21 protein-coding genes are annotated in these 22,546 nt (G+C 40.2%); 14 read left to right on the top strand and 7 right to left on the bottom strand.

Features of this window, described 5'->3' with window-relative positions; translation table 11 throughout:
* Nucleotides 1-105: 105 nt before the first annotated feature.
* From H6G69_RS31475 to H6G69_RS31460, 4 genes are all read left to right on the top strand, one after another.
* On the top strand, nt 106-2,829 hold the full coding sequence (locus H6G69_RS31475; RefSeq protein ID WP_190693326.1) for a CBS domain-containing protein: 2,724 nt from the start codon (nt 106-108) through the stop codon (nt 2,827-2,829).
* A gap of 100 nt (nt 2,830-2,929) precedes the next feature.
* On the top strand, nt 2,930-3,508 hold the full coding sequence (locus H6G69_RS31470; protein ID WP_190693320.1) for a Uma2 family endonuclease: 579 nt from the start codon (nt 2,930-2,932) through the stop codon (nt 3,506-3,508).
* Nucleotides 3,509-3,670: 162 nt separating this feature from the next.
* Nucleotides 3,671-4,765, top strand: a complete 1,095-nt coding sequence (locus H6G69_RS31465; protein WP_190693318.1) for a glutamate--cysteine ligase — start codon at nt 3,671-3,673, stop codon at nt 4,763-4,765.
* A 274-nt stretch (nt 4,766-5,039) separates the two neighbouring features.
* Nucleotides 5,040-5,264 carry a hypothetical protein gene (locus H6G69_RS31460; RefSeq protein WP_190693316.1) on the top strand — a complete coding sequence of 75 codons (225 nt, stop codon included), beginning with the start codon at nt 5,040-5,042 and terminating at the stop codon, nt 5,262-5,264.
* 238 nt (nt 5,265-5,502) lie between these two features.
* On the opposite strand, the gene H6G69_RS31455 is transcribed toward H6G69_RS31460, so the two are convergent.
* From H6G69_RS31455 to H6G69_RS31440, 4 genes are all read right to left on the bottom strand, one after another.
* Nucleotides 5,503-6,198, bottom strand: coding sequence for an SAM-dependent methyltransferase (locus H6G69_RS31455; RefSeq protein WP_190693314.1), 696 nt, complete (start codon nt 6,196-6,198; stop codon nt 5,503-5,505).
* A gap of 158 nt (nt 6,199-6,356) precedes the next feature.
* Nucleotides 6,357-7,463 (bottom strand): iron-containing redox enzyme family protein, encoded by a 1,107-nt coding sequence (locus H6G69_RS31450; protein ID WP_190693347.1) that lies wholly within the window; start codon nt 7,461-7,463, stop codon nt 6,357-6,359.
* A gap of 275 nt (nt 7,464-7,738) precedes the next feature.
* The gene (locus H6G69_RS31445) at nt 7,739-9,580 is read right to left on the bottom strand and encodes a penicillin-binding protein 2 (RefSeq protein WP_190693312.1); all 1,842 of its coding nucleotides are present in this window, start codon (nt 9,578-9,580) and stop codon (nt 7,739-7,741) included.
* A gap of 221 nt (nt 9,581-9,801) precedes the next feature.
* A complete protein-coding gene (locus tag H6G69_RS31440; protein ID WP_190693310.1) occupies nt 9,802-10,476 on the bottom strand; it encodes a hypothetical protein in 675 nt (224 codons plus the stop codon).
* Between the two features lie 454 nt (nt 10,477-10,930).
* On the opposite strand from H6G69_RS31440, the gene H6G69_RS31435 reads away from it, so the two are divergent.
* The 4 genes from H6G69_RS31435 to H6G69_RS31420 all read left to right on the top strand — a co-directional run bounded on the left by H6G69_RS31435 (nt 10,931) and on the right by H6G69_RS31420 (nt 14,901).
* Nucleotides 10,931-11,176: a hypothetical protein gene (locus tag H6G69_RS31435; protein ID WP_190693308.1), complete on the top strand. Its 246-nt coding sequence runs from the start codon at nt 10,931-10,933 to the stop codon at nt 11,174-11,176.
* 336 nt (nt 11,177-11,512) lie between these two features.
* A complete protein-coding gene (locus tag H6G69_RS31430) occupies nt 11,513-11,845 on the top strand; it encodes a hypothetical protein (RefSeq protein WP_190693306.1) in 333 nt (110 codons plus the stop codon).
* A 198-nt stretch (nt 11,846-12,043) separates the two neighbouring features.
* Nucleotides 12,044-14,338 (top strand): 1,4-alpha-glucan branching enzyme, encoded by a 2,295-nt coding sequence (gene glgB / locus H6G69_RS31425; RefSeq protein ID WP_190693304.1) that lies wholly within the window; start codon nt 12,044-12,046, stop codon nt 14,336-14,338.
* 104 nt (nt 14,339-14,442) lie between these two features.
* Nucleotides 14,443-14,901: a peroxiredoxin gene (locus tag H6G69_RS31420; RefSeq protein WP_190693302.1), complete on the top strand. Its 459-nt coding sequence runs from the start codon at nt 14,443-14,445 to the stop codon at nt 14,899-14,901.
* 204 nt (nt 14,902-15,105) lie between these two features.
* Here the strand turns inward: H6G69_RS31420 and hpf are convergent, their stop codons facing one another.
* Complete coding sequence (hpf, locus tag H6G69_RS31415; protein WP_190693300.1) at nt 15,106-15,762, bottom strand: ribosome hibernation-promoting factor, HPF/YfiA family; 657 nt, start codon at nt 15,760-15,762, stop codon at nt 15,106-15,108.
* Between the two features lie 625 nt (nt 15,763-16,387).
* Here hpf and lipB point away from each other — a divergent pair.
* Entirely contained in the window at nt 16,388-17,047 is a 660-nt protein-coding gene (lipB, locus tag H6G69_RS31410; protein WP_190693298.1) for a lipoyl(octanoyl) transferase LipB, read from the top strand.
* A gap of 329 nt (nt 17,048-17,376) precedes the next feature.
* On the top strand, nt 17,377-17,577 hold the full coding sequence (locus H6G69_RS31405) for a hypothetical protein (protein WP_190693351.1): 201 nt from the start codon (nt 17,377-17,379) through the stop codon (nt 17,575-17,577).
* Between the two features lie 137 nt (nt 17,578-17,714).
* Here H6G69_RS31405 and H6G69_RS31400 read toward each other — a convergent pair whose 3' ends face one another.
* Nucleotides 17,715-18,470 carry an amino acid ABC transporter ATP-binding protein gene (locus H6G69_RS31400; RefSeq protein ID WP_199336361.1) on the bottom strand — a complete coding sequence of 252 codons (756 nt, stop codon included), beginning with the start codon at nt 18,468-18,470 and terminating at the stop codon, nt 17,715-17,717.
* A 68-nt stretch (nt 18,471-18,538) separates the two neighbouring features.
* On the opposite strand from H6G69_RS31400, the gene H6G69_RS31395 reads away from it, so the two are divergent.
* From H6G69_RS31395 to H6G69_RS31380, 4 genes are all read left to right on the top strand, one after another.
* On the top strand, nt 18,539-20,047 hold the full coding sequence (locus H6G69_RS31395) for an ABC transporter permease subunit (RefSeq protein ID WP_190693296.1): 1,509 nt from the start codon (nt 18,539-18,541) through the stop codon (nt 20,045-20,047).
* A gap of 68 nt (nt 20,048-20,115) precedes the next feature.
* On the top strand, nt 20,116-20,757 hold the full coding sequence (locus H6G69_RS31390) for a restriction endonuclease subunit R (RefSeq protein ID WP_190693294.1): 642 nt from the start codon (nt 20,116-20,118) through the stop codon (nt 20,755-20,757).
* Nucleotides 20,758-20,863: 106 nt separating this feature from the next.
* On the top strand, nt 20,864-21,085 hold the full coding sequence (locus H6G69_RS31385) for a hypothetical protein (protein WP_190693292.1): 222 nt from the start codon (nt 20,864-20,866) through the stop codon (nt 21,083-21,085).
* Nucleotides 21,086-21,123: 38 nt separating this feature from the next.
* Complete coding sequence (locus H6G69_RS31380) at nt 21,124-21,321, top strand: hypothetical protein (RefSeq protein ID WP_190693290.1); 198 nt, start codon at nt 21,124-21,126, stop codon at nt 21,319-21,321.
* Nucleotides 21,322-21,388: 67 nt separating this feature from the next.
* On the opposite strand, the gene H6G69_RS31375 is transcribed toward H6G69_RS31380, so the two are convergent.
* The coding region (locus H6G69_RS31375) for a tetratricopeptide repeat protein (RefSeq protein WP_190693288.1) at nt 21,389-22,546 on the bottom strand (1,158 nt) is incomplete at its 5' end.

The raw sequence follows: 22,546 nt of genomic DNA, 5'->3' as shown, positions 1-22,546 counted from the left end.
GTTGCCTCAAGTCGGGAGACCCGCCCACGGCACTGTCTCCTTTATGCCGGGAAACCTGTCCACCGCAGTGGCTCACTTTTGACTCTTGACTAATGACTACTAACTATGGATTTAATTCTTTGCCATACAACAGCTGATTTTGATGCTTTGGGGGCGGCGGTAGGTTTAACTTGCTTGCTCCCGGGCAGCAAAATTGTCTTGACAGGTGGTGCGCACCCGCCTGTAAAAGATTTTTTGGCGTTACATCGAGATGAGTACCCACTAATTGAAAGACGTGCTGTTATTCCCCAAAGTATTCGCTCAATAACCGTTGTGGATGCACAATACCGCGATCGCCTGGGTAAAGCTGCTGAGTGGTTAGATTTACCCAGTGTTAAAGAGATTGTAATTTATGACCATCACTTAGAGCAAGAGGGGGATATTCCGGCGACGCGATCGCATATTGCCCCGGTGGGAGCTTGCACAACGTTAATGGTGGAACAGTTACAACAACAGCAAATTTCCCTCACGCCAGCCCAAGCTACTGTGATGGCTTTAGGTATCCATGTTGATACAGGTTCCTTAACTTATGATGCAGCAACAGCCCGTGATGCCCTCGCTTTGGCTTGGTTGATGCAGCAAGGAGCCAGTTTATCAGTTATTTCTACTTATCGTGACCCTGGTTTATCGCCACAATTGCAACAGCTATTAACCACAGCATTGCAAAGCTTAGAATATCTTTGCTTGCGTGGTTATACTATCTCTTGGGTAAATTTAAAAACTGATGAATTTGTCCCAGGTTTATCGAGTTTAGCGTCTCAACTAGTAGAGTTAAGTGAAATTGATGCTTTATTACTAGTAAACGAATACCCTATAGGAGAAGATGATACAAGATTAACTGTGATTGGGCGATCGCAAATTCCTGGTGTCAATTTGAACCAGCTATTTCAACCCTACGGTGGTGGTGGTCATTCTCAAGCTGCATCCCTCAACCTGCGCGGAGTTGATACGCAAGCCACTTTAGACAAGCTGTTAGAAGCGTTAAAAGCCTGCATCCCTCATCCTCTCACCGCCCGGGATTTAATGTCTTCCCCAGTTCGCACTATCCGCCCCGACACAACTATTGAAGAAGCACAACGGATTTTATTACGTTATGGGCATTCTGGTTTATCTGTGGTTGATACCGAAGGGCAATTACTCGGAATTATTTCCCGACGAGATTTAGATATCGCCTTGCACCACGGCTTTAGTCATGCACCAGTCAAAGGCTACATGACTATTAATCTCAAAACCATCACCCCAGACACTACCTTGCCACAAATCGAGTCACTCATGGTGACTTATGATATTGGACGCTTACCAGTATTAGAGAATGGGCAGTTAGTCGGTATCGTTACCCGTACCGATGTTCTACGAGAATTGCATCAAAACAGTGACGAATTTGCAACACTCAGCACTCAGCACGTTGCTCAACTCCTGCTACCGCTAACAGCACTCAGCACTCAACCACTCACGACAAATTTACAATCACGCCTTGCACCGCAACTGTGGCAACTACTCACCATTGCATCTCAAGCAGCCGAAAAACGTGGTTGGCATCTTTATTTGGTTGGTGGCGCTGTGCGGGACTTGCTGTTAGCCCAAACCGCCGACCAATTAATGATTAAAGATATTGACTTGGTAGTAGATGGCTTTCACAAATCAGCAGATGTCAGTGCTGGGGTGGAACTTGCAAAAGCACTTCAAGAAATTTACCCAGCCGCACGTTTAGAAATTCATGGTGCTTTTCAAACAGCCGCTTTATTGTGGCACAAAGACCCAGAATTAGATTCATTGTGGGTAGATATCGCCACCGCCAGGACAGAATTTTATCCTTACCCCGCAGCTAACCCAGAAGTTGAAGCTAGTTCTATTCGCCAAGACTTGTATCGTCGAGATTTTACGATTAACGCAATGGCATTGCGGCTAACAACGCCCCGCGCTGGAGAATTACTCGATTTTTTTGGTGGTTTAATCGATTTACAGGCCAAGCAAATTCGGGTTTTACACGCCAACAGCTTCATTGAAGACCCCACGCGCATTTATCGGGGTGTGCGCTTTGCTGTGCGCTTCGGCTTTCATTTTGAATCACAAACAGAAGAATATATCCGCTATGCCATCAATAGTGGTGTTTACGATCGCACTGCTCAAGAGAATAGCAGAACTCCGGCATTGCAAACGCGGTTGAAAACCGAATTAAAACACATTTTAGAAGCTGCTTACTGGAAATCGGCTTTGCAATTACTCGACAATTTACAGGCGTTGCAGTGTATTCATCCTACACTCACCTTAGATGTAGAATTACTGCGTCAACTACGCTTACTAGAACGCTGTTTGCAACGATTTGATCCCCAGCCAACCCTCATTCACTGGCAAATGCGCCTGGAAGCCTTAATTGCCCACCTCGCACCAACATATCGCGCCAAGGTAGCACATAATCTGCAATTACAAGAAGATAGCATTCAACGCTTACAAAATTTAGCCCAAGCGCAAGCTGACGTAACCGCATCTTTACCGCAGTCGCACAAGCCTAGTCAAGCGGTGCAGTTACTCAGAAAGTATGACTTACCAATGCTCATTTTAATTGCCTTGCAAAGCCCGCGATCGCTCAGACAGCAAATCTGGCATTACTTAACAGTGTGGGCAAACATCCAACCAATATTAAATGGCAACGACCTAAAAAAATTAGGTTACAAACCAGGGCCACAATATCGCCAAATGCTTGATGATATTCTTGCCGCCACCTTAGATCAAGTAATTACAAATAAAATCGAAGCAGAAGAATTTTTAAACAAGAATTATCCAAAATAAACTGCGCCTCTTTCTTTGCGCGGCAGTTGCTTCAAGTCGGCAAAGCCGCCCAACGCACTGCCTTGCCTTTGCGTGAGACACTTTATTTCTCATAAATTTTATGCAAACACAAACACCGAAAAAACACTACACTCCCGAAGAATATCTCCAACTAGAAGAAACATCAGAATTTAAAAATGAATACTATGATGGAGAAATTTTAACAATAGCAGGTGGCACTACCAATCACAACGAAATTTCTTTGAATTTTTGCGCTAATTTTAAACTGAATATGCGCGGTAAAGATTACAACATTTACATGGGAGATGTCAGATTATGGATACCCCGTTATCGCATCTACACTTATCCTGATGCCATGATCATTGCAGGAGAACCAATATATGAAGGAAGTGGGACTACTACCGTTACCAACCCTTCAATAATTATCGAAGTATTATCTAAATCCACAGATAACCATGATAGAACTCATAAATTTAGATTCTATCGTTCAATTCCAACATTTAAAGAATATATTATAGTTGACCAATATGAATACCTAATTGAGCAGTACGCTAAAAATGCTAATGCACAATGGGTATTAACAGAGTATGAATCTGTTGAAGCGTTATTATCACTCCAGACAATCGACTTTCAAATTGCACTGAGTGATATTTATGCAGGTGTAAATTTTGAGCTATAAGAATAATTGTATAACTAGGCGATCGCTGTTTAATTCCCCTCCCCTCTTGAAAAAATATTGATAATCTTTTTTAATTAATCTTATCTGTAGCCGTCCTAAATGAGAGCAAAATAAATCAATTAGGATTGTAACAGAAGATTTATTAATTTTAAGGTCTAAGATATGTTTTATTTTGGGATTGAACATGAAGTAGCATTTTTAAATGCTGAAGGAAAATTTGCCGATTTTAACCACACAAAATTCGCAGATTTTAACCAAATTATCGAAAGGTTGCCTACTTACCCTAACGATTATCCGCAACTGCGTGTAGGTGATGCTGGTATTAAAAAGAAAAGATGGTATATTGAAGGGTTTGAAAGATTCATTGATTCGGATAAACCAAGTGATTGTTTAGCTAAAGGTATTGAAATTAGAACAACTATACATACTGAAATTCAAGGCGCAGTCAATGAATTAACAGAAAGTTTTAATTTATTGCGCCAAGTAGCAGCAAGTTATGGTTATTTACCCGTTTTAGCTAGTTTTAATCCTTACAAAACTGTCTTTGAAGCGCAACCACCACTAAATGATTTTGAACTTAAACAACTACAAGGTTATCCTGACGAACAAACTGCAAATATTTACATGGTTAGCTACGGGCCAGACTTGAATCTTTCTGTTGCAAATTTATCGACAGAACGATTAATTGATATTGGTAAAAAGTTAACTTATTACAGTCCCTATATTGTCCCTTTTACTTATAGTTCTCCTTTTTATAATGGAAGTTTATGGGAAGGACTCTCAGTCAGAACTTTTATTAGAACCGGGAAACGTTCGGCAACCCTAGTTTTTGTTGAGAAAAAGGAACAATTAATTCAAAGTGTTCCATCGTTAACAAAAGTTGCGCGTATTCCCGCAGAAATTGGACGCATTGAATTTAAAGCATGTGATAGTTGCGATGATTTTAATATTTATGCAGCATTATTAGCTTTATTAAAAGGACTGGTATTAGATGAAACTTTGTCAGGTAGATTAACTGTACCCGATGCAGCTTTACACCAAATTTCAGCTAAAGAAGGTTTTGATAATCTAGAAATTTTTACTAACGCCAAACAAGTTTTACAAGCGTCAGAAGTCGCTCTTGGTAATGACCCAGATGTTCAGTTACTAACTCCCTTAAAAGATATGTTAGAGCAACGTCAAACTAAATCTCACAAATTAATCAAAATGTTTCAACATCTAGGTTCTATAGAAGAGGTACTGCGACAGACTTATTAAAGGTATTTGTATTTAATGAAGACAAATGACTAATGATAGCCTCATCTAGAAAATGGACGAGTTCAACGTAGACTCACTGAGCAGCTTATTGTATCGAAAATATACAAATTGTTTAATTTTGCATCTATATTTTGAGATAAATTAGCAATATTCCTCACAAGTTCCTCAACTTCCTCGCATATAACAGATTGGATAGAGATGAGCAAAAGCAAAAAATTGCTTCACTCCTGAGCCAGTTAAGTTTTCTTAAGAGAAAAGAGGTGTGAGAACTTCTATGAATAACATCCTATTTCACGACCCCATTAGTTTGGCCGAAAAAGCAGAAGAACTAGGAAAAAAAGCGGTAAGTTTAGGGCTGATTACTTCCTTTAGTATTCGTTACTACTCAGATAGCCAAGAATTTTATCTGGCTGAAGAAGAAATTTCTACTCCTCTTACAGCACCTGAAGCATACATGAAATTTAAGAAATTAGTAGAATCTTCCTTATCTAAAGTATGAATTAATCTGCCTAAAATTCAAGTTGTAGACTCTAATCATAAAGCGATCTAGCTGAGGCGATCGCTTTTTATTTTTGTCATTTATAAATGATGATCACCTGTCAACTAAGTAAGTCGGTGTAAATAATTATTGTTGGAATAAGGCAGGGGGCAGGGGGCAGGGAGCAGGGGGAAAAAGCGTTTGAGCCTTATTTACTTTTCTTCACATAGTTTGGTTTTATTGCATCGACTTACTTATGTTATAAACTTGTCATCACTTGAGCCAGTTCATTTGATAGATTAATCGCTGCTTTTTGACTTTTGGTAAATAAAACTCCAGCCAAGAAGTAATAATCACCAGAATAAAATGCCATTTTCTGTTTTTTTAATTCTTCTATGTGTTTTTTAACTTTAGGCTCTGAGCTATAATAACCAAACTGTAAGGGTAACACGACAAATTTATTAACACTATATCCATAATCGGCAGCTTTTTGGATGGTGCTGAGTGGGTTAGAATAGCTAGAAACTAAAACTAAAACATTTTCATAATCTAAAGATAAAAGTTCATTGGTAATTGCTGCGCCATCTATACCACCAAATAATAAGGGCATATAAATATCATTATCTGGGGCTGGTAAATAAGGCGGATTAGCTACAAGATAAGTCGCTTCAGGTCTATCTGCATCAAATAAACTATAATTGTGAATTACATATTTATGATTAAGATGATATTCATCAATTGTTGAATTAGCTGCTTTCCAAGCTGAGGTGTTCAATTCATATCCTTGAATTAATCCTTCAAATTTATTTCTGAGTAATGAGTGAATTACTGGGCTACCATCACCTGAACCAAATTCAACAATCGATTCAAGATTTTGGCAATCTCTCAAGACAAAATTTTCTAAACAGTTAGAATAAAAATGAGATTCTTCAGGACAAAAGAATATATCTTTCATGTGACTTGGGTTAATTTTTAGGTATGATGGAAATGATAAAAACAGCTAAAAGTTTGCTTGAGTGAATAGCCACCACTCAAGACTTATGCGTAGGAAATAATCAATTAAAAATGCAAAAGATAATTTGCAATCTTTAATTCTGATATTTATGGAATAGGTTAATTAGCTTGTTCCTGGGTAAGTATGGATTGCACTACAGCTTTCGTAGCGCGATCGCCCATTAATTTTTCTTGGTCGTATCCTAGAATAAGTTGCCAAGCATCATCGGGATATTTTTCTGCTAAAGGTAAAGCCACACTATCTAACATCCATTGACCGTGGCGTTCATCTTCTTTAATATGCAGTTCCCAATAACCCATTGCCGCATTTGACAGTTGCAGTCTTTGGGCTGCTGCTAGATAATTTTTATAAGCTGCTGGGCCTGCTACTTCAAAATAAGTTAACGCGCCACAATAACGCAGAAAATAAAGCTTGCGTTCTGTGGTTAAAAAGTTTTGATTTGCACAAGCTAACACTTCCCAAGGTACTAAATCGAAGTAACCTTCGGGTTCGGTGTTCATCTTAAACTCTTCTAACATTTGGGCAAAAAATGTTGAGTGCTTGCGAGATAAACGCCCATTGCCATATTCTTCCAAGAGTACGCGCACTAAAGTACACTGCACCTCATTCGCCGCACCACCTAAAATCCGAGAAAGGCGACTACCTTCCACCAAACCATCAAATGAAGCGATCGCTAATAAGTGACGGTAGCCAACTTCACTCATTTGTTCTCGAATGTAGCAGCTTTCTGGTGATGATGGCGGATTTAAATCAGAGCTAGCACGTTCAATTAATGCTTGTTTAACATCTAATTTTTGCAGTGCAGGTACATCAATTTGAGCGATTTCCCAAGCTTGCCAAGCCGCTTCAATTTGATTGCGACAACAACTTAAATAAAGCGATCGCTCATTTGTATAGTGACGTAAATCATCGTACCAAAATAGTTTTAGGCGATTAATCCAATATAATATGCGCTGAAGAAATAAATGAGCGCGATCGTCATTAACATCATGGCAATAAGCAGCTGTAATTGCTGTTGAGATTGCTTGTTCAAACTCTCTGGCTTTTGCTGCTTCCTGATGCAGTTGATTGTCTAAATTATCTATTGCGAGTAATTCTAAAAATAGCTGTTCAGCCTGTTCATACTGAATAATTTTCTTCTCTTGAGCTTGTGAACTCTTGGCCACAGCTTCAAAGTTAGGTAATGTAAATAAATTGCTTTGCATGGAATCTGAGATAGCTTTGCCAAAGAGTGAAACTAGTTTCATCTCTAATATCTAAGTTTCCACACAGAAGCTTTCTTTACTTCTTTCTAGAGTTATAAAGAAATATTAGGTCTAGAGACACAGAAATTGATCAGTCTAAATATTTTTCTGTTCCCTGCATTATTTTTTTATATTTTTTCGTTGTTCCTGATTCAAATTGTATATTTTTAATTTAAGAGAAAAACTGCAATTATATGCTGCTTTTTCAATGCAAAAATCATGTACATAACAGCTTACTACTGTGGTGTTTCGCCTACAGAATTCATCGCTTGATGTGGGGGAATTTGTTCTAAAGGAATGAGCGTTTCCATCACCGATTTGACAATTGGTGCAGCCACAGTAGAACCATAGGCATTTTCTCCCTTCGGCTCATCGACTATCGCCAAAATTACATAACGGGGGGCTTCCACTGGTAAAACTGCTACAAAACTGGTGATGCGCGCCCCAGGGATATAACCACCATTAGGACTAGCTTTTTGGGCTGTACCTGTTTTACCACCAATGCGATAACCAGCAATTTTTGAAGATTTACCAGTACCTTCAGAAACAACAGTTTCCATCATTTCCACTACTGATTGAGTGGTTTTAGGGGTAAAAATCTGCCGGGGTGCGGGGAGAGTAGGCGAATAATGCATTTTGCCTGTGCTATCAACTAACCCTTTGACTACATGAGGCGTAACCAATTTGCCCCCATTCGCTAAAGCTCCGTGTAATTGTACTAGTTGTAAGGGTGTCAGGGAAAAACCTTGACCAAAAGATGCCGTTGCAGGTTCAATGGGCGAGGAAATAAACTGTTGTTGGCCTTTAAGTGAACCACTAACTCCAAAAGGCAAATCAGTTTCTAAAGGTTGTCCTAAACCCAGACGTTCTAGCCAAGTGTAATAAACCGATGGGCGCATTCTTTGAATGATTTGCACCATCCCGATATTGCTAGAATTTTGCAAAATTTGAGCAATATTAATCCGCCCATAACCATTATGTTGGGCATTTTTAATTACACGGTCAGCAACTTTAATATAACCAGGATCGTTAAAAGTATCGTTTGGTTGAATAACACCATTTTCTAATGCGATCGCCACATTCAAGGGCTTAAAAGTTGAACCTGGTTCATAAAGATCGGCCACAGTCCAATTTTTGAATAAATCAATCTTCGCTTTGCCGTAATCATTAGGGTCATAAGTCGGCTGAGACACTAGCGTTAGTAAAGAACCATCTAACGCATCCATCACAATTACCGCCCCACGTTTGGCGCGAAACTTCTCCATCTGTTCTTTAAGTGCCGCACGAGCCGCCCGTTGCAACCGGATATCAATAGTTAGTTGTAGTTGTAAATCATCAGCATGAAGAAAACCATCCGGTGCGCTATCTGGTTTTAAAGTTCCGTTCCCAGAACGCATTAACTTGATCTTCTGTACGGAGCGTTCTAGTAACTTTTCTTGGCTGTATTCTACCCCTGCCTGTCCGCGACGGTCTAAATCCACGTAGCCTACCAAATCAGAGGTTAAATCAGCCTGTGGGTATAAGCGAGAATATTTTGGCGTTAATTCTAAACCATTTAAGCGTAGGGCAGTAACGCGGTTGGCAATTTCTTCTGGCAGAGCGGGAACTAGAATAATCCCACTTTTGCGGCTTTGAAAAGTTTTGACTAATTCGGCTGCATCCTTATCGATAATTGGTGCTAACTTTTGGGCGATTTCCTCATTAGATTTATCAAATAGCTTGGGATGGGCATAAACAGTATATACAGGACGGTCAACAGCCAATACATTGTTATTGCGATCGATAACTAAACGCCGAGGCATAAAAGGTCGCAAACTGATCATTTGCTGATTTCTTGCCCTCTGCGTGAGTTTTTCTCCTTGAAGAATCTGTAGATTATATAAATTAATAGCTAGCCCCAACCCAGCAGCGACTAATATGCCCCAGACAACCAACAACCTGACTGTACTGCTTTGAATGGGTTGTTGGGTCTGGGAGTTGAGCTTACTCATTAACCCTTGACGAGAAATTTTCTGACCCCTTTTAACTGCTGGACTGCGGGAATTTTTGAACTTTAATCTACTGGATGACTTCTGCATTGGCTTCGTCCTTTGTTATGTGTCATCAGCCATTTGTGTTTGCGCGGGAATAAGTAATTGACCACAGGTAAGAGTTTGATTTAGATAATTGATACAAGAGCGAGTTTTTGTACTTTGCCGCGTATTAGCTATCTCAAAAAATCAATTTAATCACGCTACTTATTACCTAATGTTCAAATAGGTTTTTTTCCTAGACGCAAGATGACTTATGACTGCTGCTGTTAATATCCCAATGGTTCGGAGGTTGATTGTAATTTAGGAGAATTTGGTTTTGTTTGGGCCGGGACAGGATTAGGACTACTAGATGCTGACGGTAAAAAAATTGTCCGGTCTGGTGTAGGTGCAACTAATCCTGTCGTTGTTTTTTCTGCTTCCTCCGCCATTTTATTTTTGAGCATGGCATTGGTTGTTGTTAATTGTCGCTCATTGCGTTGCAAGTCTTGTAGACGGCGGAACTCTTTACTCCACAATTCTTGCGAATAGACAGTCCAACCATAAACCACTAAAGCTGCTGCTACTAACAAAAACGTCACAACTGAGGAATAGCGATGAATTTTGTGCAACCGCAGTAACCACATCGGTAAAACTTCAGCAGTCGGTACAACAGGCAAATTTAAAGATTCAGATAGAGAATTTGACTGCAATATTTTTGATTGATTTTTGCTGGAAGAAAATTTTGGTTGGCTTTTTGCTTGTAAGCCATTAGTAGCAGAAACCGATGAAGTTTTTGCAGTACGTCTTTGGCGTTTAGGCACTACAGCAGTAGATACTTCTGGAGATGCACTACGCATGGCGGAAGCTCGACGTGTAGAGCTTCGTCGCTCCACAGTTGAGCGAGAATTTTGCCAAAACCAAATACTAGGTGCAGATACAGCTGATTTACGAACAGCAGCCATAAATTTTTTTTGATAGGAAATATTGTATTTTAGTCTGTTTGTTGATTTTTGCTCAGGTTGTAATTGCTGTTTGTGCCAGCTTATGAGCCTAGTTTGCACTTTATACCATGTTAGGGTGCTGTTTGCGGTGATTAGACCGATATTGACATTACTTAGGTATGGTAATAATCGCCATCATAGTTTAGCCATTGGTTGACTTGACATTTCAGTATGGCAACATAAAGCAAAAACAGGCAACCCTGTGCGATCGCCTGACTATATTTAGGCTAGTAAGTTAATAGCAAAATTAAATTGACTCATCACTCCCCAGCATAATAACTGAGCCAAAAATAATCAGCCCTAAGTATTGTTTTTAAATATGTCACCGACAGGTCTTTCAAAAACTAGCAATAAATAGGTTATCGTATTCAAGAGGCACGAAATTTTGATTGCCACAATTGGTGAAAGAGGAGTTATGAAAACAAAAATCTTTGGTTTGGCTTTAATGCTGAGTTTGGCTACAGTTCTGGGAGCCTGTGAAGGTGGCGGTAATGCACCTGGTGGTACTACAAGTACTGCTTCCCCTGCTGCTACAGGTGAGCCTACAGATACTGGAGCTGCAACACCAGCTGCGACAACACCAGCTGCGACAACACCAGCTGCGACAACACCAGCTACCACAACACCTGCTGCTACTGCTAGCCCAACTACAACCCCATAGTTCTGCGTCTTGATTCAATTTTCAGACAAGTTCTGGGTAGTGCGATCGCTACAACTGCTTGAGTTAATCGGTGTGACTAAAAAATACTTAGTCTTTCTGAACACTGGGCAAGCAACTCAAGCACCATCTTAGATATAAGTTCTGAGCGGACACTGGTAATCGAGGTATTAACCCTTACCAAGTGTCCATTTAAATTTTTAGCTACTGAAAAAATTACTTTCTCTGTTGCATAACTGGTGAATCAAAACTAAAAAGAGAAGAAATCACAATTCAATGCCAAGATTTGATTAGAATTTCTTTTATTTGCCAGCTGAGTTTTGATGCCAGGATGGGGTAATGAAGAGATTAGCAACTACACAGCGAATAATATTCGCTCTTTTGGGAATGAGTATTAGCATTTTGCTCTGGTTAAGCAACCATTGGGATTCAGCCGTTATTGCCTTACCGCCACCAGAAGATATCCCAGAAGAAATATTGCGAACAGAAATTATTATAGACGCGCGATCGCCCATTGACGGCCAGCCTGTAACGGCTGCCGAATACATAGAACTACAAGCCCAACTCCAAAAAGCCCCCCCACCAGAATTAAACACTAAACTCAGGCAGACAATTTTTCTGCTACGTATCCGCAAAGCCCTACAGAAGCTTTTTCCTTTTTTAGGTTTTTAATTATCCAGCCATTGGCCAAGCAACACAAAGTAGGAGAGCGACAAAATTTCATACCTGACACTTCAGACTTCACACTTCATACCTCCTACTTCTGATGTACTATAACGGTGGCGACAAATTGCAAATAAATGTAAAGAATATATATAGATATTAAAAAACTCTGTTTACTTATTCACTTTAATCAACGTAGGTAGGTTCATGTCCACAGCCACGATCGCTCCTGAACAGGTTAACCGCATCGTTTGGAATCAACATCACGATCCCTTTGAAATACTTGGCTCTCATCTCATAGAACAAAATGGTAAAAATGTGTGGGCGGTACGTGCCTATTTACCAAATGCAACCCAAGCATCGGTAATTGTTCCTCAAGAGCGCAAAGAATATCCCATGCAGTCCGTACATCATCCCAACTTTTTTGAATGTACGATTGAAACCCCAGAATTAGCCAACTATCAATTACGGATCAAAGAAGGAGAACACGAGCGAGTTACTTACGACCCCTATGCTTTTCGTTCTCCCAACCTGACAGATTTTGATTTGCATTTGTTTGCCGAAGGCAACCATCATCGAATTTACGAAAAACTAGGAGCGCATACCACCGAAATCAATGGTGTGAAGGGTGTATATTTTGCAGTTTGGGCCCCCAACGCTCGTAACGTTTCTGTATTGGGTGATTTTAACCTCTGGGATGGACGCAAACATCAAATGCGGAAAGGCCCCACAGGCGTTTGGGAATTATTCATTCCTGAATTAGGCGTGGGTGAACATTACAAATATGAAATCAAAAATATTGAAGGTCACATTTACGAAAAATCTGATCCTTTCGGCTTTCAACAAGAACCCCGCCCCAAAACCGCATCCATCGTCACTAATTTAGATTCCTATCAATGGAATGACGAAAATTGGATGGAAAAGCGTCGTCATACTGACCCCCTGACCCAACCTGTCTCGGTTTATGAAGTACACGTAGGTTCTTGGTTACACGCTTCTAGTGCAGAACCGCCTAAATTACCCAATGGTGAAACCGAACCTGTAGTCATCGTTTCTGAACTAAAACCAGGTGCGCGATTTTTAACTTATCGGGAACTAGCCGACCGACTCATTCCCTACGTCAAAGATTTAGGCTACACCCACATAGAACTATTACCCATTGCTGAACATCCTTTTGATGGTTCTTGGGGTTATCAAGTCACGGGTTACTATGCACCAACTTCCCGCTTTGGCACTCCCGAAGACTTTATGTATTTTGTTGACCAATGTCATCAAAACGGCATTGGCGTAATTGTCGATTGGGTTCCCGGTCACTTCCCCAAAGATGGGCATGGTTTAGCTTTCTTTGATGGGACTCATTTATACGAACACGCAGACCCCCGCAAAGGTGAACATAAAGAATGGGGTACGCTAGTATTTAATTACAACCGCAACGAAGTTAGAAATTTCTTAGTTGCTAATGCGCTGTTTTGGTTTGACAGATATCATATAGATGGCATTCGTGTAGATGCGGTGGCTTCGATGCTGTATCTTGACTATTGCCGTAAAGAAGGTGAATGGGTAGCTAACCAATACGGTGGGAGAGAAAACTTAGAAGCGGCAGATTTTTTACGTCAAGTAAATTATCTAATTTTTAGTTATTTTCCTGGGACACTTTCCATTGCGGAAGAATCAACTTCTTGGCCGATGGTTTCTTGGCCTACCTACACAGGTGGTCTAGGTTTTAACTTGAAATGGAACATGGGTTGGATGCACGATATGTTGGATTACTTCAGCATGGATCCTTGGTTCCGCCAGTTCCATCAAAATAACATCACCTTTAGTATGTGGTATAACCACAGCGAAAACTTCATGCTGGCGTTATCCCACGATGAAGTGGTGCATGGTAAGAGCAACATCATTGGGAAAATGCCTGGTGATAGATGGCAGAAGATGGCCAATGTGCGTTGTTTGTTTACCTATATGTTTGCTCACCCAGGCAAGAAAACCATGTTTATGAGCATGGAATTTGGACAATGGAGTGAGTGGAATGTCTGGGCTGATTTGGAATGGCAATTATTACAATTTGAGCCTCACCAACAATTAAAGCAATTCTTTAAGGAACTCAATGAACTTTACCGTTCTGAACCATCTTTATATACCTTAGATTTTGAACGGGAAGGTTTTGAGTGGGTTGATTGTAGTGACAATCGCCATAGTGTTGTTTCTTTCATCCGCCGTGACAAAGATTCTGATAATTTTGTCGTGGTAATTTGCAACTTCACACCCCAACCTCATTCTCACTATCGCATTGGTGTGCCAGAAAAAGGATTTTATACCGAGTTGTTTAACAGTGATGCTCGTCAGTATGGCGGTAGTAATATGGGCAATTTAGGGGGTAAGTGGACAGATGATTGGTCTATGCACAATCGTCCTTATTCCTTGGATTTGTGTTTGCCACCTTTGGGTGTGTTGATGTTTAAATTGGATAAAGAAAAAACAGCAAAAGCATTGAATTCTTAATTGAAAAAGTAGGGTTCTCAACCGAGGAGCAAATCCCCGACTTTTTGGCAAAGTCGGGGATCTTGATACAATATGTACATTTATTAAGCAATTATTAATGACCTATGGCTATTAAAGTTGGAGACGCTGCGCCTGATTTTTCTTTGCCTGCTCAAAATGGTTCAACAGTGAGTCTGAAAGATTTTCGGGGTCAAAAAGCTGTGGTGCTGTACTTTTATCCCAAGGATGACACACCAGGATGTACCGCAGAATCTTGTGCTTTCCGCGATCAGTATGAAGTATTTCAAAGTGCGGGTGCTGAAGTAATTGGGGTCAGCGGAGATTCTAGCGAATCGCACCAAAAATTTGCGGCAAAGCATAATCTACCATTCATTCTTTTGAGTGATCAAGGCGATCAAGTGCGTAAGCAGTATGGCGCAACCGCCGCTTTTGGTTTATTTCCTGGCCGTGTGACTTATGTCATTGATCAACAGGGAGTAGTGCAGTACGTGTTTGATTCTATGTTTAACTTTCAAGGACACGTTGCAGAAACCCTGAAAACCTTGCAAACCCTAAACAAATAACCGTTAATTAACATTGAAAATCACTTGCTGATATCTTTGTTAATTAACGGTTGCTATGGATGCTAATGCACGCTGCTGGCTGGGGAGATTTACTGAACTAATACAAATTTCAAACATGATTGCGAGTGATGGATTGAGAATTGTCAATCCAAAATCCAAAATCGTGAGGATCAATAGGGTGGGCGAGTCCCACCCTGTTACCACTTATTTAGCTGAGTGTAATTTCTCCTGCATAATTATGTTATTGTGGGCGACCTTACCGTTTTTGCCGTTGCCGTTGGTGTGACCGTTATTATTGCGGGGTTGAATTACGCCGTAACCGCCGTGGTTGCGTTCGTAGATAACGTTAATTTCTCCAGTTTCCGCATTGCGGAACATATAAAAATCGTGTCCTACTAATTGCAGTTGTTCCAAGGCTTCTGCAAGCGTCATCGGTGGCATGGAAAAATATTTTGTCCGCACAACTTCGTTAGGTAATTCGGGAGTGCGATCGCCGATTAAACTAGAGACTACTGGTTCTGGGACTACTACTTCGTTAGTAGGTTGAGCTTGAGTTTTCTTGTCTTGCCGCCTCTCTTTATATTTGCGTAGTTGACGAGCAATTTTGTCTGCAACTAAATCAATGCTGGCGTATAAGTTTTCGCTGCTTTCCTCGGCACGGATAACACTACCGTTTGCAAAGATAGTGACTTCTGCGGCTTGTTTAGGATTAATTCTGGGATTGCGAGCTACGCTCAGGTGGACATCCACTTCGTTTGTAATGTTCTGAAAATGACTAACTGCTTTTTCTATCTTCTGATGCACGTAATCCCTAATTGCGTCGGTGATTTCAATATTTTTGCCGTGGATGACAAGCTTCATGTAAACTCTCCCGCTCTATATTTTGGTGTGTGATGTGAGTTTGTTTTGTGTGAAAGGAGTTGCGGTAAGGTCTATCACTGCCGCCAAAACAAATTTTGTTGTATATTGAGGTACTGCTGAATCTACTCTAAATTTGCTGCTTTGAATGTTCACGCGTTCCCTTATATTGATATCTTCTGTGGATGTCTGCGCTGGTGTCCTTTTGTTGGTCAACAATTGGATTGATCCGCAGTAATGATTAACTATCTCAGCTTGCGCAACTGTTAACTTAATTCTCTTGCACTTTTAGGCAACTTGTATGCTTTCCCTTAGGTTGGCTTGTTGTTAGTTGATAAAACAACTTGTTGTACAAGTTTCATCCAGTTAAAGATGCAAACAATATTATTAGAGTCATCAGCCAGTTTAATCTTTCCTCTTGTTTTGGCGTGATGCTTATTGCAGAGAATTCCTCCTAAGACCATTGAGGTTATTTATATATTCAAACTAGCACTTTGTATTTTCTATAGCTGGTTCCCTTGATGTTCCTTTAAAATCCTTTGCATAGCTTGACAATTGTTGATTCCATCTGTCTAAGTTGCAATATATTTACCCATTTATTCAGTTGATTTTTATTCGGTTTCGTAGTATGCAGCCACCACTAAAACGCTGTTTTTTCTATAACCTCAGACAGATGCCCTACACAGACGCACATATATGGCAGCGATCGCTTCTAGCCGAACGTATCCAAGATCCTAGCCTGGATGATGTGTTAATCTTGTTAGAGCATCCCCCCGTCTATACTTTAGGACAAGGAGCTACACCCGAATTTCTCAAGTTTGACCTTGATACCAGTAATTTTGAGGTGCATAGAGTTGAGCGCGGTGGCGAAGTGACTTACCATTGTCCGGGTCAAGTCGTAGGATATCCGATTTTAAATCTGCAACGCTACCGGAAAGACTTGCATTGGTATTTGCGTCAACTAGAAGAAGTTATCATTAGGGTTTTAGCTGGTTATGGATTAATCGGCGATCGCTTGACTGGTTTTACTGGTGTATGGTTAGAAGGCCGCAAAGTAGCGGCAATCGGCATTAAAGTCAGCCGTTGGATTACTATGCACGGCTTTGCCTTAAATGTTTGTCCCGATATGACAGGCTTTCAACATATTGTCCCTTGTGGTATTGCCGATAAACCAGTTGCTAGTCTAGCCGAGTGGATACCAGGTATTAGTTGTGACGAGGTACGTTCTCAAATTGCCCGAGCTTTTGCGGAAGTATTTGATGTTGATTTAATCGAAGTTGCGCGGTAATTTATGCAGTAAAAATAAAATTACTTCTGTGGTGTGGCAAGTCTAAAATGCTGCATTCTCTTGTGGGATGGGTTATCGTCCGGCGTGGGCTTTGCTTTGCGTCCCACATCACAAGATTTATCAAAACGGATTCAGTATAAATTCTGACTCCTGACTCCTGAATTCTGTTCTATAAATTTAATGGTTTTTTTCTGGTTATAGTCAGTTTGCTCTGAAATACTAATTAGCATACTGATGACTAACTTGGTTTTATATCTTACTAAGTTACAATATGTAAATTGACTCACTAAACAACAAATCTGTTACAGCACTCAACTCAAATTTTGCGTGTGAAATCTTCAATCAATCTCCAGATGTATGCTCCATCATTAAATTCTCTCAGACAACGCGACTGGAAAGCGTTGATAGAGTTGTTTGACAGGGAAGACGGCGACGAAATAGAAGCGGATATTAACAGCAGTTTGCACTTGATGACACCCGAACCGTGTTGGGAAGATGATCCTTTTGAGTTTTTACGCGAATATTTGTAGTGTCATAGGTCATTGGTCAAAAAGCTAAAGCATGGAATTTAATATTTCATACTTCATACTTCATACTTCATACTTCATACTTCATACTTCACACTTCACACTTCACACTTCACACTTCACACTTCACACTTCACACTTCATACTTTACTAAGGCGGCTGAGGAAAATACGCAGGCGATCGCATTGAGGATTTGTGATAACTTCGTAAGCTGGGCCTTGTTCGGCGACAACGCCTTGATCTAAAAAGATTACACGATTGGCGACTTCTCGCGCAAATTGCATTTCGTGGGTGACAACTACCATTGTCATTCCCTCGGTGGCTAATTGCTGCATGACTTGTAATACTTCACCTACCAGTTCGGGATCTAAGGCACTGGTAGGTTCATCAAATAGCATAATCTGGGGATTCATACATAAGCTACGGGCGATCGCAACTCTTTGCTTTTGTCCGCCAGATAGCTGTTCGGGATAAGCAGAGGCTTTATCAAATAAACCAACTTTTTCTAAATATAATCCTGCTAATTGCGCGCTTTCTTTGGCGGTTTTGCCTAAAACTTTCCGTGGTGCGAGGGTGAGATTTTCTAAGACGCTGAGGTGGGGAAATAAATTGAATTGTTGAAAAACCATCCCTACTTGGGTTCGCAGTTGTCGGAGATGTTGATTTTTAAAATTTGTTTGAGATAATTCAATTCCATTAACTACTAATTTGCCATTATCAATAGTTTCTAAACGGTTGAAGCAGCGCAATAAGGTACTTTTACCACAACCAGAAGCCCCAATGATTGCCACAACTTCTCCTGACTGAATTTCGCCTGTGATACCTTTGAGAACTTTTAAGGAACCAAAGCTTTTTTCGATATTTTCAAAAATAATGATAGGGTGATAATTTCTCATTGCTGGTGTCAACTGCTTTAGAGTTGATTGTATGCTTTTGAACTAACCGCAGAGGGGAAACAAATGGAATGGTTAGATTAAATTTTAGACGTTGGTGGCGGAGATTTTTGCTAGTTGGTTTGATTTGTGCGTTGATTGCTGGCTGTAGCATGAATAATAGCACTAGCAAAACTCTTAAGGTAGCGACTGAACCAGCTTTTCCACCGTTTGAGTTTAAAGGGCCAAATGGGGAATTGCAAGGTTTTTCTTATGATTTGATGAATGCGATCGCTCGTGCTGGTGGATTTAAAGTAAACTTTCAAAGTATACCTTTTGATGGCATTATCCCCGCAGTTCAAGCCAAAACTCTAGATGCGGCGATTAGTTCTATCACTATTACCCAGGAACGCGCCAAGACAGTTGATTTTTCCCGTCCTTATTTTAAAGCTGGGTTGGCGATCGCAGTTCGTAACAATAATCAAGATATTACTAGTTTAGATAGTCTCAAAAATAAAAGACTGGCTGTGCAGATTGGCACTACTGGCGCAGAAAAGGCTAAAACTATTCCTGGTGTGAAAATTCGCAGTTTTGATTCTGCACCTTTAGCACTGCAAGAGTTAAGTAACGGGAATGTAGATGCTGTTATTAACGATGCCCCAGTCACTTTATATGCTATCAATACAGGCAATCTCCAGGGAATTAAAGTTATTCAACAATTGCTGACAGAAGAATATTATGGCATTATCACTGCTAAAAATTCACCAAATTTAACTTTAATTAATACAGGTTTAGATAGAATCCTCAGCAATGGAGAGTATGTAAAAATTTATCAAAAATGGTTTAAAGCCGAACCGCCATCATTACCTGATAAATCTCCTATTGCCAATCAAAGTAATAGTAATTCAGCGAATTTATTTACTTCATTAAGTATAATTGGGCGGGCTTTTCCCTTACTGTTACAAGGTGCTTTGGTAACGCTGCAAATCACAATTTTATCGGTATTTTTAGGGTTAATTGGTGGTTCTTTATTAGGAATTGTGCGCCTATCGCAGATTAAACCTGTGCGTTGGTTAGCCAGGGCGTATATAGATTTCTTTCGGGGTACGCCTTTGATAGTCCAGATTTTTATGATTTATTTTGGCATACCCTCAATCACACAACAACTCGGTTTTACTTTTAACTTTAATCCCTTAGCGGCAGGGGTATTAGCATTGAGTTTAAATAGTGCCGCGTACATTGCCGAAATTGTCCGCGCGGGAATTCAATCAATTGAAATTGGACAAACTGAAGCAGCCCAATCACTCGGTTTAAGTTCTGTGGAAACCATGCGTTACATAATTTTTCCCCAAGCTTTTCGGCGGATGATTCCACCTTTAGGTAATGAGTTTATTAGTTTATTAAAAGATACTAGCTTAGTTGCCATTATCGGTTTTGAAGAACTATTCCGCAAAGGACAGCTAATAGTCGCCGAAAATTATCGTTCCTTTGAAATTTATGCGGCTGTCGCCTTGGTTTATTTATGTTTAACTCTGCTTTCTTCTCAAGCTTTTAGCAAATTAGAAGTGTGGATGAATCCAGTGCAACGGCAGCAGAAATAAAATCAAGGTTAAGATAGGCTGTAGGTAGGGTATTTGAATGTAGTTGTAACTTAATCAAACGAAAATATATGACAATTCTCAACGCTAGAAATTTATCTCTCAAAGAAGTTCATCGTTTGTTTGGCTTTCAAAAACAGTACAGTGACTCATTTTCTCATTACTTGTCTCTAGAACCTCTCACGGAAGCAGAACAGCAAGAACTCAAACAAATTCAGAATGACTTTGATAGATACCTGACAACAGGCAAAGTTTCTGAAGGCCAGGTAAAGTTTATTGCAGTTGCACCTTTACTGAGATTAGCTGGTTTTTATCGCTATCCTATCGAGATTGTTTTAGAAGAGAATATTGCTGATATTGAAGTTGAAGACGAAGATATCAAAATTAAAGGGAGATTTGATGTTTTAGCTGTTAGTAATGCTAAACATACAAATCCCCAAACATATTTTTGGGTATTGTTAATTGAGTCTAAAAATAGTCAGATAGATATCTCAACAGGTTTACCACAGTTACTCACATATAGTTATAAAAATTTAGGCAATCAAAAAGCAATTTGGGGATTAACAACTAATGGGAGAAGCTATCAGTTTGTCTACATTGAACAAGGAAATCCGCCTATTTATTACTTATTGCCAGAATTAAATTTAATGGAAAAAGAACGTTCAAGTCAGTTGTTACAAGTTTTAAAGGCAGTGTGTCAATTATCTGTGTAATTATGGTAAAAAGAATGGCGATCGCATGGTAATAGTTTTTCTTTCTTTTGCCTTGTTCGGTCACTACAATATAATGTATGTACATTCAACATTTCCAGCTTTAAACATGAAAACCGCAATTGAAAGAGAAGAAATTATCAAGGCTATCAACCTACTGTTAAATCAAGCTTACGATAGCACTTTAGACGAAATTATTGCATTATTACAACAGATTGAGGAAGAAGAAGAAGACTTGAAAGCCTATGATGAAGGTAAAGAAGATATACGTATTAATGGTACTGTAAGTTGGGAAGAAGTTAAAAAAGAAATAAACAAGGAAGTGGCGTGAGTTATCAAGTTGAAATTTCTAAGGGTGCATTAAAATAAATGATAAAATTATCGCTGGAACTTCAGGAACGCATACAAGTAAAAATTGATGATTTAGATTTGTGTAGGTTGGGTGGAGGAACGGAACCCAACATTCACGCATACTTTGTTGGGTTACGCTATCGCTACACCCAACCTACTATTCTGCGGCTGAAGACTACAATCGCAATTATAGCGATCGCCCTTATGCGAGACTAGTATTACCACAATTAAAGACCGCAATCATCTGATAACTGATAACTGATAACTGATAACTGTTAACTGATTAAGAGTTAGCATCACGAAGACTTTGAAGATTTTCACGACATTTAACTGTATGAGGATGATTAACCCCTAATTTTTGCTCATAAATTGCCAAAGCTTGGAGATACAAGGGTTCGGCTTCGCTGTATCTTCCTTGGGAATAGTAGAGTAATGCCAAGTTGTGGAGGCTAGTAGCAACGTTGGGATGTTCTTCTCCCAGCAGGCGTTTATTCATACTCCAAGCTTGGAGAAACAAAGGTTCGGCTTCGCTGTATCTTCCTTGGGATTTGTAGAGGTATGCCAAGTTGTTGAGGCTGAGGGCAAGGTTGGGATGCTCTTGTCCCAGCAGGCGTTTTCTCATTTCTAAAGCTTGGAGATACAAAGGTTCAGCTTCGCTGTATCTTCCTTGGAAATCATAGAGTGCAGCCAAGTTGTTTATGCTAGTGGCTATCAAAGGATGTTCTTCTCCTAGCAGGCGTTTGTACAGTGCTAAAGCTTGGAGGTACAAAGGTTCGGCTTCGCTATATCTTCCTTGGGATTCGTAGAGATTAGCCAAGTTGTTGAGGCTGAGGGCAACGTCGGGATGCTCTTCTCCCAGCAGGCGTTTTCTCATTTCTAAAGCTTGGAGAAAAAAGGGTTCAGCTTCACTGTATCTTCCTTGGGATTTGTAGAGACTAGCCAAATTGTTGAGGCTGAGGGCAACGTCGGGATGTTCTTCTCCCAGCAGGCGTTTGTACAGTGCTAAAGCTTGGAGATACAAGAGTTCGGCTTCGCTGTATCTTCCTTGGGATTCGTAGAGACTAGCCAAATTGTTGAGGCTGAGGGCAACGTCGAGATGATCTTCTCCCAGCAAGCGTTTTCTCATTTCTAAAGCTTGGAGCAACAAGGGTTCGGCTTCGCTGTATCTTCCTTGGGATTCGTAGAGTGTAGCCAAGTTGTTCAGGCTCGTTACAACGGATGGATGTTCTTCTCCCAGCAGGCGTTTTCTCATGGCCAAAGCTTGGAGATACAAGGGTTCGGCTTCGCTGTATCTTCCTTGGGAATTGTAGAGACTAGCCAAGCTGTTTAGGCTAATACCAATTAAAAATGAAGCTGCATATAATGGAGAAAAGCAAACTTGGTAAGTTAACCCAACCATGAGCCGTCCATTTAAAATTGCGATCGCCGAGAGTGAAGAGGA

This window comes from Nostoc sp. FACHB-110 (genome assembly GCF_014697425.1).
GTDB lineage: Bacteria > Cyanobacteriota > Cyanobacteriia > Cyanobacteriales > Nostocaceae > Nostoc_B.
Note: the sequence above shows the minus strand (reverse complement) of the source record. Positions and strands in the feature narration are given on the sequence as shown.

Excerpts from the sequence above, each read along its gene's own strand:
- hpf (WP_190693300.1), bottom strand. The coding sequence starts at position 15,762 with ATGAAGCTTGTCATCCACGGCAAAAATATTGAAATCACCGACGCAATT.
- H6G69_RS31420 (WP_190693302.1), top strand. The coding sequence starts at position 14,443 with ATGGCTATTAAAGTTGGAGACGCTGCGCCTGATTTTTCTTTGCCTGCT.
- H6G69_RS31440 (WP_190693310.1), bottom strand. The coding sequence starts at position 10,476 with ATGGCTGCTGTTCGTAAATCAGCTGTATCTGCACCTAGTATTTGGTTT.
- H6G69_RS31400 (WP_199336361.1), bottom strand. The coding sequence starts at position 18,470 with ATGAGAAATTATCACCCTATCATTATTTTTGAAAATATCGAAAAAAGC.
- H6G69_RS31380 (WP_190693290.1), top strand. The coding sequence starts at position 21,124 with ATGATAAAATTATCGCTGGAACTTCAGGAACGCATACAAGTAAAAATT.
- H6G69_RS31385 (WP_190693292.1), top strand. The coding sequence starts at position 20,864 with ATGAAAACCGCAATTGAAAGAGAAGAAATTATCAAGGCTATCAACCTA.
- glgB (WP_190693304.1), top strand. The coding sequence starts at position 12,044 with ATGTCCACAGCCACGATCGCTCCTGAACAGGTTAACCGCATCGTTTGG.
- H6G69_RS31470 (WP_190693320.1), top strand. The coding sequence starts at position 2,930 with ATGCAAACACAAACACCGAAAAAACACTACACTCCCGAAGAATATCTC.
- H6G69_RS31390 (WP_190693294.1), top strand. The coding sequence starts at position 20,116 with ATGACAATTCTCAACGCTAGAAATTTATCTCTCAAAGAAGTTCATCGT.
- H6G69_RS31430 (WP_190693306.1), top strand. The coding sequence starts at position 11,513 with ATGAAGAGATTAGCAACTACACAGCGAATAATATTCGCTCTTTTGGGA.
- lipB (WP_190693298.1), top strand. The coding sequence starts at position 16,388 with ATGCAGCCACCACTAAAACGCTGTTTTTTCTATAACCTCAGACAGATG.
- H6G69_RS31435 (WP_190693308.1), top strand. The coding sequence starts at position 10,931 with ATGAAAACAAAAATCTTTGGTTTGGCTTTAATGCTGAGTTTGGCTACA.
- H6G69_RS31475 (WP_190693326.1), top strand. The coding sequence starts at position 106 with ATGGATTTAATTCTTTGCCATACAACAGCTGATTTTGATGCTTTGGGG.
- H6G69_RS31465 (WP_190693318.1), top strand. The coding sequence starts at position 3,671 with ATGTTTTATTTTGGGATTGAACATGAAGTAGCATTTTTAAATGCTGAA.
- H6G69_RS31395 (WP_190693296.1), top strand. The coding sequence starts at position 18,539 with ATGGTTAGATTAAATTTTAGACGTTGGTGGCGGAGATTTTTGCTAGTT.
- H6G69_RS31445 (WP_190693312.1), bottom strand. The coding sequence starts at position 9,580 with ATGCAGAAGTCATCCAGTAGATTAAAGTTCAAAAATTCCCGCAGTCCA.
- H6G69_RS31455 (WP_190693314.1), bottom strand. The coding sequence starts at position 6,198 with ATGAAAGATATATTCTTTTGTCCTGAAGAATCTCATTTTTATTCTAAC.
- H6G69_RS31460 (WP_190693316.1), top strand. The coding sequence starts at position 5,040 with ATGAATAACATCCTATTTCACGACCCCATTAGTTTGGCCGAAAAAGCA.
- H6G69_RS31450 (WP_190693347.1), bottom strand. The coding sequence starts at position 7,463 with ATGCAAAGCAATTTATTTACATTACCTAACTTTGAAGCTGTGGCCAAG.